Origin of the sequence: Gorillibacterium massiliense, assembly GCF_000455485.1 — a bacterium.
Classification (GTDB): Bacteria; Bacillota; Bacilli; order Paenibacillales; family NBRC-103111; genus Gorillibacterium; species Gorillibacterium massiliense.
Map to the genome: position 1 here is coordinate 54,756 of NZ_CBQR020000071.1, position 13,474 is coordinate 68,229.

General features: G+C 48.9%; 11 protein-coding genes. 8 read left to right on the forward strand and 3 right to left on the reverse strand.

Translation table 11 applies throughout. The annotated features are described in order from the left end of the window. Positions 1 to 65: 65 nt before the first annotated feature. Both TJ79_RS08050 and TJ79_RS08055 read right to left on the reverse strand, forming a co-directional pair. The gene (locus tag TJ79_RS08050; protein WP_040949772.1) at positions 66 to 1,064 is read right to left on the reverse strand and encodes a phosphotransferase enzyme family protein; all 999 of its coding nucleotides are present in this window, start codon (positions 1,062 to 1,064) and stop codon (positions 66 to 68) included. 160 nt (positions 1,065 to 1,224) lie between these two features. Next, positions 1,225 to 2,004 (reverse strand): class I SAM-dependent methyltransferase, encoded by a 780-nt coding sequence (locus TJ79_RS08055; protein WP_040949773.1) that lies wholly within the window; start codon positions 2,002 to 2,004, stop codon positions 1,225 to 1,227. 204 nt (positions 2,005 to 2,208) lie between these two features. Between TJ79_RS08055 and TJ79_RS08060 the strand changes: the two genes are divergently transcribed. The 8 genes from TJ79_RS08060 (at position 2,209) to TJ79_RS08095 (ending at position 12,378) form a co-directional block, all read left to right on the forward strand. Continuing rightward, entirely contained in the window at positions 2,209 to 2,856 is a 648-nt protein-coding gene (locus tag TJ79_RS08060; protein ID WP_040949774.1) for a TetR/AcrR family transcriptional regulator, read from the forward strand. Beyond that, positions 2,849 to 4,159, forward strand: coding sequence for an MFS transporter (locus TJ79_RS08065; protein ID WP_040949775.1), 1,311 nt, complete (start codon positions 2,849 to 2,851; stop codon positions 4,157 to 4,159). Before TJ79_RS08060 ends, TJ79_RS08065 begins: the two co-directional genes overlap by 8 nt. Further along, positions 4,134 to 6,452: an ABC transporter permease gene (locus TJ79_RS08070; RefSeq protein ID WP_040949776.1), complete on the forward strand. Its 2,319-nt coding sequence runs from the start codon at positions 4,134 to 4,136 to the stop codon at positions 6,450 to 6,452. Before TJ79_RS08065 ends, TJ79_RS08070 begins: the two co-directional genes overlap by 26 nt. 3 nt (positions 6,453 to 6,455) lie before the next feature. Further along, positions 6,456 to 7,214 (forward strand): ABC transporter ATP-binding protein, encoded by a 759-nt coding sequence (locus TJ79_RS08075; RefSeq protein WP_040949777.1) that lies wholly within the window; start codon positions 6,456 to 6,458, stop codon positions 7,212 to 7,214. A gap of 99 nt (positions 7,215 to 7,313) precedes the next feature. Next, positions 7,314 to 8,600, forward strand: a complete 1,287-nt coding sequence (locus TJ79_RS08080; protein ID WP_040949778.1) for an L-cysteine desulfidase family protein — start codon at positions 7,314 to 7,316, stop codon at positions 8,598 to 8,600. A gap of 292 nt (positions 8,601 to 8,892) precedes the next feature. Next, entirely contained in the window at positions 8,893 to 9,456 is a 564-nt protein-coding gene (locus tag TJ79_RS08085; protein WP_040949779.1) for a PadR family transcriptional regulator, read from the forward strand. A 36-nt stretch (positions 9,457 to 9,492) separates the two neighbouring features. Continuing rightward, entirely contained in the window at positions 9,493 to 10,278 is a 786-nt protein-coding gene (locus TJ79_RS08090; RefSeq protein WP_040949806.1) for a type II CAAX endopeptidase family protein, read from the forward strand. Positions 10,279 to 10,488: 210 nt separating this feature from the next. After that, positions 10,489 to 12,378: a sensor histidine kinase gene (locus TJ79_RS08095; RefSeq protein ID WP_052339394.1), complete on the forward strand. Its 1,890-nt coding sequence runs from the start codon at positions 10,489 to 10,491 to the stop codon at positions 12,376 to 12,378. An 87-nt stretch (positions 12,379 to 12,465) separates the two neighbouring features. Here the strand turns inward: TJ79_RS08095 and TJ79_RS08100 are convergent, their stop codons facing one another. Next, a complete protein-coding gene (locus TJ79_RS08100; protein WP_040949780.1) occupies positions 12,466 to 13,350 on the reverse strand; it encodes an AraC family transcriptional regulator in 885 nt (294 codons plus the stop codon). Positions 13,351 to 13,474 lie beyond the last annotated feature (124 nt).

Below are 13,474 nucleotides of genomic sequence, written 5' to 3' on the forward strand. Positions count from 1 at the left end.
AAAAGGGCATCTCTAGCCATTATATGGCTTAGGGATAGCCCTTTTTTCAATCGACTTCTCAATACTTATAAATACTCGGGGAAAGGTGCGTCTTCCAAAATGCGCTTCCGCCAAGCCTTGTAATGCTCCGGATTGTTGCGGGATAGCTCTTCCGAGAAGACGATGAAGAGCAGGATTCTTCTATATTGTAGAAACGTATTCACCTGCTCCATCCAAAAGGGTTCCAGGCGATTTGCGCTTTCGTAGCCTCGAATAAAGGATCGAACTAAACGTTTAACCTGCTCGGGATCAATGGGAGGATGCTCGAATTTACCCTCCGAGGCGTAGGTGAAAATGCTGTTCACGGCTGTCGCCAGGTCGCAGGCAAACCAATGAGGGTTGGAAACATCGAAATCTAAAACCGTTACGTTTCCATCGTGGGCGAGCAGGTTCTCGATATGCAAATCATTGTGAGTAAACCCAAAGCTGTTTCGTTCGACAGGCAGGCTGTCCAGTCGGTTTTTCAGCTTCCGCCAGCTTTCTTTCACCGCTTCGTCTTTACACCAGACATGAAACCCGTTCCATTCCTGCTCCCATCCGAGAATTTTGCCTTCTGGATCATTCGGCAGCCGACGCCATACCGGATACTCTTTGGCTGCGGCATGCATGCTGCCCATCGCTTCTCCCCAACGTGCGAATAAAGCTTCGTGTCCCGATCTGGGCGTTTCAAAGATGTGAACGCCTTCCCGCTTGCGGTACGAGTAGCAAACATACAACCGGTCCGCCTCTTTTTCTTCCGTAAAAAGCTTCCCTTCCACGGACCGTTCGGGATGGACAATCGCGATTCCGCGGTCACCGAGAAAACGGACGAATTGGAGACGGGCATCAAGGGCTGTTAACTTGTCTTGAGCCTCACCAGCAGGCATTTCCATCACTTTCAAAATGTGCGGTACTGCGTCTTTTTCATATTCATACAACACACCGTCCGACCATGGGTGGCCTCCGCTGAAGTAACATAATGCCGATGGATCGGCTTGGTAAGGCAGGGATAACTTTTTCAATACGGCATCTGGCACTTTCTTCATCTACTATTCCTCCGAGTCGATTCGTTGGCAGCATCCAACACGGCTATAGTGGAGGAGGCAGCTGTTCGCAGTATTTATAGCAACAAATGTTCCCCTTTATTATGGCAGACTGGTAGGAAGAAAAGAGGACAAAAATTGCTGCATTTACCGTATTTAGCGGTTACGCTTTGACGGCAGCCCATACTGTCCATGCATCTTTCTCGATGATCGGTTCTTGGCCGGAATCGAGTTTTTCTTTGATATATTCGATCAATTCCCGCAGCTCAGTATCCGTCAATTCATGAAGAATGGAGCGCCCGGATCTGTTCAGCAGCTCGTTTTCCAATTCATCGAAGTCAGTGTAGATGCATCGTGTTTCCCACAGGGTAAATGCTTTGGACAGCCGCAAACCGTTTCGCTCCAACGTCTGCGATACTTGATCCGAGTGATGCCTGCGGGCTATCTCAAAATCGATTAACCGCGGGAACTTTTCCGGAAAATGGCCCCGGATGTTATGCTTGCTCCCAGGCAATAGACAGTCCTCTGGTGTTCGGTCCTGAATGATAAAATCCCCGCCCGGTTTCAAGATTCGGCAGGCTTCTTTGAAGCAAGCATCCAAGTCATCCAAATGGTGGATGAGTCCTCTTTCCAATACGATATCCGTCATGTTCGCGGGCAATTTTGTCTCATAAGCGTTTCCCTGCAAAAAGGAAACGTCCTGCATATCTTTGCAGGTTGAGGCTGCCCCTTTTAACATCTCACTGGAAAAATCAACGCCGATGACATGAGCCGCGCCCATTTCGATCAGTGCCTTTGTGTAAATGCCTCCACCACAGCCGATATCGGCAATCCGCTTATTCCGTACATCGACGGTTTCCCTCATGAAGGATCTCCACGATTCGTCTGCCGTTCTCGTTGTGTAGGTCATTCGGTTCCGTGCATCGTGAAAGTTGATGGGCATGGGCAAGACCTCCATTCATTGCCTTGATATTGTTTCATTTGATGAAACGAAGTTTCACACAAATATATAGTACAACAATTTCAAAAGTAATGTCAGAGACGATTTCAATCAATTTGTGAAAATTGGAACATAATCCTTGACATTCAATTAATGGTACATTACTATTACCGATAGACAGTCGGTCGGTAAAAAAGGAGTGGAGATATGAGAATCGTTAAAGAAGCGGAAGAACGCCGGAACGAGATCCTTGATGCAGCAGATGAGCTTTTTAGCCAAAAAGGCTTTGACGGCACGAGTACCAACGATATTCTCGAAAAAGTCGGAATTGCCAGAGGGACGCTTTACTATCATTTCAAGTCGAAGGAGGATATTATGGACGCTCTAATTGAGCGTTATAATGTCCGCTTATTAGACGCAGCTCGGGAAATCGCGGCGGAGAAGAGTGTACCTGTAAATGTACGCATTCTTCGGGCTGTCATGGCGCTTAATATGAGCGGCGGGAGTGGAGAGGAGATTATGGAGCACATCCATAAGCCGCAGAACGCACTCATGCATCAGAAAATCCAACGGGCCATCCTGAACGGCGTTGTCCCGATCCTGGCGGATCTCATCCGCGAGGGCATTGAACAAGGGTTGTTTAAAACGCCATTCCCCTACGAGTGCATGGAAATGGTAGTGGCTTATGCGAATGCCGTTTTTGACGGCGATATGGTCGAGTTGACGGATGAGGAACGGTTAACACGTATACAGGCGTTTGTTTTCAACGTGGAACGGCTGCTCGGCGCCGAAAGCGGCAGTCTTATGTTCGTGATGCAAATGTTCACTGGCGGAGAGGGTGACGGCCATGAATAGTGCGGGCAAATCCTTCAACAGATTTCTTCTCCTCTGGTCGGGAGAGTTTGTGTCCGCGATCGGAAGCGGGCTTACTGCCTTCGGGCTGGGCGTTTATGTTTATCAGCAGACAGGAAAAGCCTCGGCCATGGCGCTTGTCACCTTGTTGGCGTTTATGCCGTCACTGCTTTTGAGCGCGGTGGCGGGAGTGCTTGCGGACCGTTATGACCGCAGGCTGCTCATGGTTCTGGGAGACAGCCTTTCCGTGGTAGGCCTCGTATATATTCTGATCTGCCTGCTTCAAGGCGAAGCGCACCTCTGGCAAATCTGCGTGGGCGTGACCGTCAGCTCGATCTTTTCTTCGCTGCTTGATCCCGCCTACAGAGCAACGATTACGGATTTGCTAACCGAAGAGCAATATACGAAGGCAAGCGGCCTTGTTCAGGTGGCAGGGTCGTCTAAATATTTAATTTCACCTATCATTGCGGGATTTTTGCTCAGAGTTGCGGATATAAAACTGCTCTTGATCATCGATATTTGCACCTTTTTAGTCACCGTTGTTTCTATTCTTGCTGTTCGCAATGGTCTTGTTTCCAAGAAATTCGAGCAGACCAAATCGTTCATCCATGAATTCAAAGATGGCTGGGGAGCCGTTTCCGGGAACAAGGGCGTGCTTGTTCTTGTAATCATGACATCGGTGGTGACTTTCTTTCTAGGTTTTATCGAAATGCTCTCCACGCCGATGGTCCTTGCGTTTTCGGATAGCGCTGCGCTAGGAACGGCTGTAACCATTGCTGCCTCCGGGATGCTGGTGACAAGCGTGCTGATCGGTATGTTTTCGATAAAACGGGGCTATACGAAAATGCTTTGGATTTCGCTGTTTTTTGCCGGAATCTTTATGATGGTGTTCGGACTGCGAGAAAATATGGTACTGATCTGCGTTTCCGGATTTCTGTTTTTTGCGATGCTCCCTTTTGCAAACACAAGTATTGATTTCCTACTTCGCACGAATATTGAAAACTCCGTTCAAGGCAGAGCGTGGGGACTTATCGGTGTCATTTCCCAGCTTGGATTTGTTGTCGCTTATGCGGTATCGGGTGTGCTTGCGGATTATGTGTTCAAACCAATGCTATTGAAAGGCGGAGTGCTTGCGGACAGTGTGGGCAGGGTCACCGGTACAGGCAACGGCAGAGGAACGGGATTGCTCATCATTATTGCAGGAATCCTGTTGTGCGTGACAGCGGTCGTTCTGTCCGCCGTGAAATCGGTCAATCGGCTAGAAGATAGAGGTGAAGGATATGTTCTACAGAATAATCCGCTCTGATTTTTTAAAGAGCAAGGCGATATCGCTGGCAACCATGATTTTTGTCGCTGCAGCAGCAATGCTTGTTTCTCTCGCGGCTGTGCTTGTGATCCATTTGTTCGGTGCGATCGATACGTTGATGACTGAGGCCAAAACTCCGCATTTTATGCAGATGCATTCAGGCACAATCGATAGGGCACGGCTTGAGACTTTCGCGAAAATGAACAGCAACGTCGAGGACTATCAGGTGCAAGATTTTCTCAATGTCGAGGGTGCGCGAATTGTAATTGGCGGGAACTCCCTTGCGGACAATCTTCAGGACAACGGATTCAGTACCCAGAGCAAAACCTTCGATTATCTCCTTGATCTTGACGGTAACGTGATCCACCCATCCGATGGAGAGGTTTATGTTCCGATCCCTTATATGAAGGACGGCATCGCTAAGGTCGGTGACGAGGCGGTGATAGCCGGAAAGAAATTTACCGTTGCGGGATTTCTCCGGGATTCGCAGATGAATTCGCTGCTCGCTTCATCAAAAAGATTTCTTGTAAGCGAACATGACTATAAGGAACTCAAGGACTTCGGAAGTCTTGAATATCTGATAGAGTTCAGATTAAAGAATCTTTCTGAACTTGGCGCATTTACGAATGCTTACACTTCTGCAGGCCTTGAAGCAAACGGGCCGACGATTACCTATCCGCTTTTTAGAACGCTTAACGCCATTTCCGACGGTCTTATGATTGCGGTCATCCTTCTGATAAGCGTGCTTGTCGTGGCCATCGCGTTTATGTGCATTCGCTTCACGCTTCTGGCGAAAATCGAGGACGACTACCGCGAAATAGGCGTAATGAAAGCCATTGGTCTGCGGGTTTCGGACATAAAGAAAATCTACCTGGCCAAATATGCAGCGATTGCGGCTGTCGGCAGTATTCTCGGATTTGGGCTTTCATTTGCGTTCAGAGGTGCTCTACTTGAAAACATACGGCTTTACATGGGGGAAAGCGGCAAATCGGCGACTGCCCTGCTTTTCGGGATCGTGGGCGAAGTGGTGGTGTTTCTTGCCATCATCGCCTATGTGAACGTCGTGCTGAGGCGCTTTCGGAAAATATCCGCAGCGGAGGCAATTCGGTTTGGTATATCTCAGGAAAAATCCGCCGGTGCAAAGGGTTTCCGCTTAAGCAAAACCCGTTTGCTTCATCCGAATCTTTTTCTCGGGATCAAGGATGTCCTCTCTAGGAAAAGGCTTTACGCCACCATGCTTGCTGTGCTTGTGATTTCCGCGTTTATCATGATTGTTCCGCAGAATCTGTACAACACGATTTCCTCCAAAGATTTCGTTACCTATATGGGGATTGGAAAAAGCGACATGCGCATCGACATCCAGCAGGGCGATCATATTTCCGAAAAAGCGGCGGATATTGCGAAAGCAATGGAGAGCGACAGATCGATATCCAAATATGTCGTGCTTACGACTAAAACATTCAATGTCAAAAAGGAAGACGGCTCGGAGGAACGCATCAAGATTGAGCTGGGCGACCACTCGGTGTTCCCCGTCAACTATTCCAAAGGCAAGGCGCCCGTTGCAGAAAACGAATTGGCACTATCGACCATGAATGCCGATGAGCTGGGCAAAAAGGTCGGAGACACCATTACGCTGGTGATTGAGGGGAAGGAGAAAAAACTCACGGTAAGCGGCATTTATTCCGACATCACCAACGGCGGCAAAACCGCAAAAGCGGTTTTCTCCAATCAAACCGCCGACGTCATGTGGAGCATTATCTGTGCGAAGCTTTCGGATCATTCTCTTGTCGACAGCAAGGTTGCGGAATATGCGAATACATTTGATTTTGCCAAAGTATCGGACATTGATGAATATATTACCCAGACCTTTGGTTCGACGATGAGCTCTGTTGGCAAAGCCGCCAAGGCTGCCATTGCGGTTGCGCTGATCATTACGGTACTGGTGACATTGATGTTCATGAAAATGCTTGTCGAGAAGGACAGATATTCGACTGCCGTGATGAAAGCCTTCGGTTTTACCAACTCGGATATGCAGGCCCAGTATGTTTCCCGTTCCGTATTTGTTTTGATCATCGGAATTGTGGTGGGCACGCTCATGGCAAATACTCTCGGGCAGTTTCTAGCAGGTATGGTAATCTCATCGTTTGGAGCGTCGTCGTTTCAGTTTGTGGTCAATCCGCTTACGGCCTATCTGTTTTGTCCGCTGCTAATGATAGGCTCGGTCCTTATCGCAACCATAATCGGCACAACCGGCACGGGGAAGATCAAAATTTCCGAACATATAAAGGAGTAGCCTATGAAAAAGATAATCGTTGGTGAAAATATCGTAAAATCCTTCGGCAAGGGCAACGAAAAAAGCAAGGTTCTCGACGGAGTGTCCGTTGAAATAAACGAGGGCGAATTCGTTGCGGTTATGGGGCCATCAGGCTCGGGAAAATCGACGCTGATGTTTGCGCTAAGCGGTACGGACGGCGTTGACGGCGGCAAGGTCGCTTTTGACGGAAAAGATTTATCGGTCCTTAAGGATAAAGAGCTTTCGGATATCCGTAGAACGAAAATGGGGTTTGTTTTTCAGCAACCGACGTTGTTGAAAAACCTGAATCTTCTCGACAACATCATCCTACCCTCGATGCGCGACAATCGGAAAAACGCCGCGAATGTGACAGAAAAAGCAAAGTCGCTCATGCAAAAGACGGGCATTGCCGGGCTGGAAACCCGCGATATCACTCAGGTTTCGGGAGGACAGCTTCAGCGTGCGGGAATTTGCCGGGCTCTTATGAGCGATCCGGAGATTATTTTCGGCGACGAGCCGACAGGTGCGCTTAATTCAAAATCGGCGGAGGAGATTATGGACCTCTTTTCTGCTATCAATGCAGACGGTACAGCGATTATGCTCGTCACTCACGATGCCAAGGTTGCGGCACGGGCGGAGCGGGTTCTGTTTATGCGCGACGGGCAAATCGTCAGTGAGATGGGGCTGTCCAAAGTCAGCGGTAGCGATATGGAAGGCAGGATAAAGAAAGTCGCAGAGAAAATGCAGGAAATCGGAATTTAGCCAGTTAAAAAATTCCTTGCGCCCCGTGCGAGAAAAATGCATAAATAAGGATATTTAATCCTGTTATTTATGACCGTATTGTTGCGAGGTGCATCTGTCATGGACAAAACCGGCGATCTCTACCAATCTTATTTATCCATTCTGCATGATGAACTCGTTCCAGCCATGGGCTGCACAGAGCCGATCTCCATTGCCTATGGTGCGGCCAAGGCGAGAGAAGTGCTCGGCGAGCTTCCCATTCAAAGCAATATCGAAGTCAGTGGGAACATCATCAAGAACGTCAAAAGTGTCACCGTTCCCAATACCAACGGGCTCAAAGGCATCGAAGCTTCCCTTGCGGCAGGGGTTGTGGCGGGAAAGGCGGCGGCGAAGCTTGAAGTGCTTTCGCAGGTGACCGCAGCTGAGAAAACAGCCATTGCGGACTATTTAAGCAGTTATCCTATTGAGGTAACGCTAGCGGGGAATGAGAAGATTTTTTATATAAGCATCCTCTTGCATGGGTGTCATTCGAAGGTGCGTCTTGTGATCGAGGACTACCATACGAACATTACGCTCATCGAAAAAGACGGTGAAGTGGTTTACCAATCCCAGTCAAACGGCAACAACCCGTATGATCGAAACGACCGTACGCTGTTGAATGTGCAGGATATAGTAGAGTTTTCCAGTATAGTTGATATTTCCGCGGTCGAGGGTATCATTCTGTGGCAAATTGCCCTCAATACGACGATCTCTCAAGAAGGCCTCACGGGGGATTGGGGAGCAAGCATCGGCAAAGTGTTGCTGAAGGAGTATGGCGGCCATATTACGAACCTCGCCAAAGCCGCGGCGGCGGCAGGCTCGGATGCCAGAATGAACGGGTGTGAGCTGCCGGTGGTCATTGTATCGGGCAGCGGGAATCAAGGAATGACGGCCTCTTTGCCTGTCATCGAGTACGCCAAGGAGCTGCGATCCAGCGATGAGGAGCTGATTCGGGCACTAGTCGTCTCCAACTTGGTGACCATTCATCAAAAAACGGGGATTGGCCGGCTATCGGCTTTTTGCGGAGTAGTGAGTGCCGGGTGCGGGGCTGGAGCGGGAATTGCTTTCTTGCACGGCGGAGATTACGAGTCCATAGCCCACACGATCGTCAACTCCCTTGCCATGATCTCCGGGATGGTCTGCGATGGGGCGAAATCCTCCTGTGCGGCCAAGATAGCGGAGGCCGTGGATGCCGGAATATTGGGCTTCAAAATGTCCAAAAACGGCAAGCAGTTTGTAGATGGCGACGGTCTGGTTTCGAAAGACGTGGACAATACGATCAGCAACATCGGTCGAATGGCCAGCGTTGGGATGAAAGAGACGGACAAAGAGATTTTGAAAATAATGGTTGGAGGGCTGTCGAGTTAATCGGCAGAGTTCCGTAAGGATATCACCTTCCCCGTACTAAGCTGGTTGAGTAGAGCCAGCTATGAACGGGGGAGGCGCTTTTGTTTGTTTTTTTCTCTCTGTTAAAGCACTAGCACAGCCGACTTTTTGATGAAAAGTAGATGTCACCGAGGAGTGAGAAGCTAAACGGCTTCCTGCTCCTTTTTGTTTTTGCGGAGTAGCTAATTGACACATCTATATCAAAATGATATACCTGATTCAGGTGGATGATTTATCCATATTGTGCCTGGCTGGGAGCAGAAGGAGGATACCGATGGCGAAAGAAAACACGTCCGTTTATATCATTCTTGGACTTCTGAATCATGAGGACTTGAGTGGATATGACATCAAAAAGAGAGCCGATTTCATGATCAGCAGCTTTTGGGAAATCGGCTATGGCCAGATTTACCCCACTCTTAGCAAGCTTGAACAAGAGGGTTTGGTGACGAAGCGGGTTAGCGAAGAAACGAAAGGCCCGGAACGAAATCTCTACTCCATTACCGAAGCAGGCAGGGAAGTCTTGATCCAGTGGCTGAAGCTGCCGGAGCAGAAGGAGTATACGAAGTACGAAATTCTGCTTAAGCTCTTTTTTGGGCAATTGGTTCCCCGAGAAGATAGCGCAAAGAGAATCGATGCGTTTAAAGCTCGCCACACTGAAAATTTAAAAATGATTGAAATGTTCAAGGGGAATCTGGAACGGGTTTTAGGCAAGGAACAGGATCACTTGTTTTTCTATATCACCGTTTTGTTTGGGGAGCGCATCTATAAAGCTTATCTGGATTGGGCAGACGAGGCATTGAAACTGCTTGGGGATGCCGGGGAACAAAGTGGAGAGTGAATGCTGAGCGACCGGAGCCGGGTGGAGGAGAAAGCGATGAATAAGAAAAAACTTTGGATATTTGTTGGCATGTCGTATGGCATAACCTGGCTGCTGTGGCTGCCGCTCTTGCTGAATCGGCAGTGGGACGCGGATTTGCCTGTTTTGAAATATCAATTTTACTTAGGTTCCTTTGGTCCGCTTTTGGGTGCAGCCATCGCTTCTTTCATGGTGGCAGGACGAACGGGTGTCCGCCAATGGGCGGCAAGAGCCTATTCATTCCGTTTTGCGCCGCGGTGGCTGGGGATTGTGGCTGCGATGGCGGCGGTTTACGGTATCGTCGGAATAACCGCTCACCGGCTGATTACCGGAGCGTGGCCGATCTGGAGCCAGTTTGGCTTAACCGACAAGCTTCCGGGGTTGAACGTATGGGGAACAATGCTCGTTTTGATTCTGACCTTTGGATTTGGTGAAGAATCGGGGTGGCGGGGCTTTTTGCTGCCGGAATTGCACAAGCGCTTCTCCCTCATGAACAGTGCCTTGATCGTGGCGGGCATCTGGATGCTCTGGCATCTGCCTGCTTTTTGGTTTAACGAGACCTACATGCATATGGGACCCGGTGTCTTCGGCTGGGCCATCAGCCTTGCCTATGGCTCGGTTCTGCTCGCCTGGCTGTGTCAAGGCAGCCGCTTCAGCATCGTTCCGGTCATTCTGTGGCATGGCGGTTTTGATCTGCTTACGGGAAGCGATCAATCTGATCAGGCCATGGCCATGGTGTGCAGCATGTTGGTCATCATCCATGGGGTTTTGTTGAGCCGAAAAATGGCGCGGATGAAGGCATGAACCAGAGACTAATCCGGGAATGAACCATTCCTTGGCGAACTCAGCCAAATCCGATTAGGTTATGCATGTTCCCATCAGTCCTATCATCACGTAAATTAGACACCCTTCCCGGGTGTCTTTAATTTTGTCAAGCAAATACAGGATTCTTGCGAAAAATGCCGAATTTTGTATTTTACAGATCTTGCAATTCATCATCGCTCGAGGTGCATTATGAAAATTACTCGCTTCACCTCGGTTCTTCTGTTGGTTTGCGCAACGGCAGTAATAACCCTTTTCCTAATAAGCTCCAAATCCGCTCTCACCGATTTTCCCGAGACCCCCATAAAAGAATGGAGTGTTCGATGGATTCAAGAAGATGAACCGAAGCAGCAAACCCCGTCACTGACCGGTTCATGGCAATCCCGAACGATTGACAACCCCCAGACGGCCATCCCGGATGGCGTCGTCGGCGTATGGGTTCACATTCAGATTCCACCAACGACACAGTGGATGAGTCCGGGATTGATGGTTGACCGGTTTTATGGGCTCAACATTTCCGTCTACGAAGGCAACCGACTGGTTTATCAGTCCAAGCGGGATTTTTATGTTGAGCAAAACCATCTGCTCCTTCCGCTCTCCATAAAGTCCGACGCTTCGGATCTGTTTGTCCGAATAGAATCGAAAAGACAAGCAGGACCAAACAGCGTTATTCATATCGGAGAATTCAGCAGCTTGTCCAATTATTCTGACCGCAGGGAATTGCCTGATGTTCTTTTGGGCGCTTCCATCGCCTTTCTGGGTCTCATCATGCTGTTATGCTCAGGGTACTTGAACCGAAAGCAACGCAGCTCCTGGATTGCTCTAAGCCTGATTGCTTTATCAACCGGGATCCTCATGGGATCCTATTCCGCCTTTCCATTTATTTCTTACCCGGGAATCGGAAAACCGCTGATGCTGCTGTTCGATCTCTCGATGGACGTGCTGTTCCCAACTCTCTACTATTTCGTTATTCCTATTTTTGAAGGGGACTATGTCATTCTCAAAAAGGTCGGCTTTTGGCTGAATGGTTATTTTGCCTTCTGCTTCATCTTGACGATTTTATATAATCTCATAGGCGAACCGATCTTTTTTTACTACCAACTGTTTACTCTCTGGATTATGGCCCCTATGATATTGCTTCAATTGGTGCTATTTATCATTCTGTCGATCATCAACGCATTCAAGGGAAACAAAGATTCTGTCATTTTATCGACAGGCATTTTCTTGCTCGCTCTATCCGGTGTCACCGACCTTGTCCTTTACTTTATTAGCAAGGAAAGGCATATCTTTTTCTATTGGAAAATCGGTGTTGTGTGCATGATCGCCACTCTCATCGTCCTTTTGGCCAGCCGGATATCGGCGGATTATAAAAGGCTGTTGTCCTACTCGAAAGAACTTGAGCTGCATAACCGCCAGATTCAAAAAGCAGAGAAAATTAAGATCCTCAGCGATCTCGCTGCTTCCATCGCACATGAGGTCCGCAATCCGATGCAGGTCACGCGGGGATTTCTGCAGTTGCTCTCGAACAAGTCGGACGCAGAAAGCAAAGTGCATTTCAAGATGGCGATCAACGAATTGGACCGCGCCTCGGCGATCATTACCGATTTTCTGACCTTTGCCAAGCCTGAGCTGGATACTGTCGTTCGGATTGATTTGCGGCAGGAACTAAGCACGATCGAAACGATCATGTGTTCAATGGTCGCCATGCATCAAGGGGTTCTACGCGTTCGTGTTCCGGAAAACCTCCACATCCTTGGCAATCCATCGAAATTCAAACAAGCGTTCATCAATTTGATCAAGAACAGCATCGAGTCCTTGCGAGACGAGGGAATCATTGAAATCGATGCATGGGCGGAAGCAAATACGGTGGTCATTCGAATTAAGGATAACGGGGAGGGGATGTGTGAGGACCAAATCGCCAAACTGGGAGAACCGTATTTTTCCACCAAGACGAAAGGCACCGGCCTGGGGCTCATGGTAACCTTTCGGCTCATTGAATTGATGAAAGGAACCCTTGAATTCCGCAGCGCCATCGGAAAAGGAACCGAAGCTATCGTCCGGTTCCCTCTCGCTGAAGAGTAGTCACGTATTGACGCAGACATAACTTTCATAATTCACGCCGCTTACATGGCTCTTAATTTACTTGTCCCGGCAGGCAGCAGGTTGATCTCACCCTTCCCGCCGATATCGGCTCGGCGAGCAGCCGATGGCTTTCGCGAATTCACGGTTGAAGTAGCTGATGTTGTTGAATCCGACGCTGCGGGCGATATCGGCGATTTTGGAGTCCGTCTCCGTGAGCAGGGAACAGCTTTGCAAAATCCGGTAGCGGATGACGTAGGCGATGGGGGACATGTTGGTGACTTCCTTAAAAGCATGGCAAAACTGTCCCTCGCTCATGGGAAGGAGATCGGCCAAATCTTTTAACGCGATTTCTTCTTTATACGAAGTGTGGATGTAATTCAACACAGGCTGCATCCGGTCGATTTTGTAGGCTTTGCCGTCTCCGTCTCTTCCGGGGGTGGCTGCAGGGACAGCGTTTTGGTAGAGGTAATGCCAGACTTCAAACAGCTTGCTCTTGAGCAGCAGTTCGGTTTCGGACAAGTTTGAGTCTTTGAGCTTGTCGATTTCATTCATGCGCTGGATAATCGTCCTTTGCCACGCTTCTCCGCCGGTCAAAACTTTGCGGTACTCGACTTCCCCTTTCAGAAAGGGATAAACGAATTTGGAGTAAGCTGACCCCTGTTGCTGATCGCCAAACAAGTTGGGATGGAAGACGACAACGCATGCCTCGCAAGGCATCCCATCGAGAGACCGGGCGGCATGAAGCCGGTTGGAGGAAATGAACAACCCTTCACCTGCTTTGATGCAAAATTCTTCATCTTCGACGGTGTAGACAATTGCGCCGGAGAGAACCGCAACCAGCTCGAATTCATAATGCCAGTGCAGGTAAAAAAAGGTGTCTTCACCCTGGGGATAGCTCAAATGGTGGATGGCGGCAGGCAAAAGGGCGGTTCCGTGAACCGCTTTTTCTTTTAGCAGCATCTTGGCTTTCATTGGTATCGCTCCAGACCTACAAAAACGTAATATTGTGTTAGTAATCGGCAATTTACTTAAAGAATCGCAGAAAAACAAGCAATATAATACAACTATAACACAAATCTTGTAAGGGTGAAGGAGG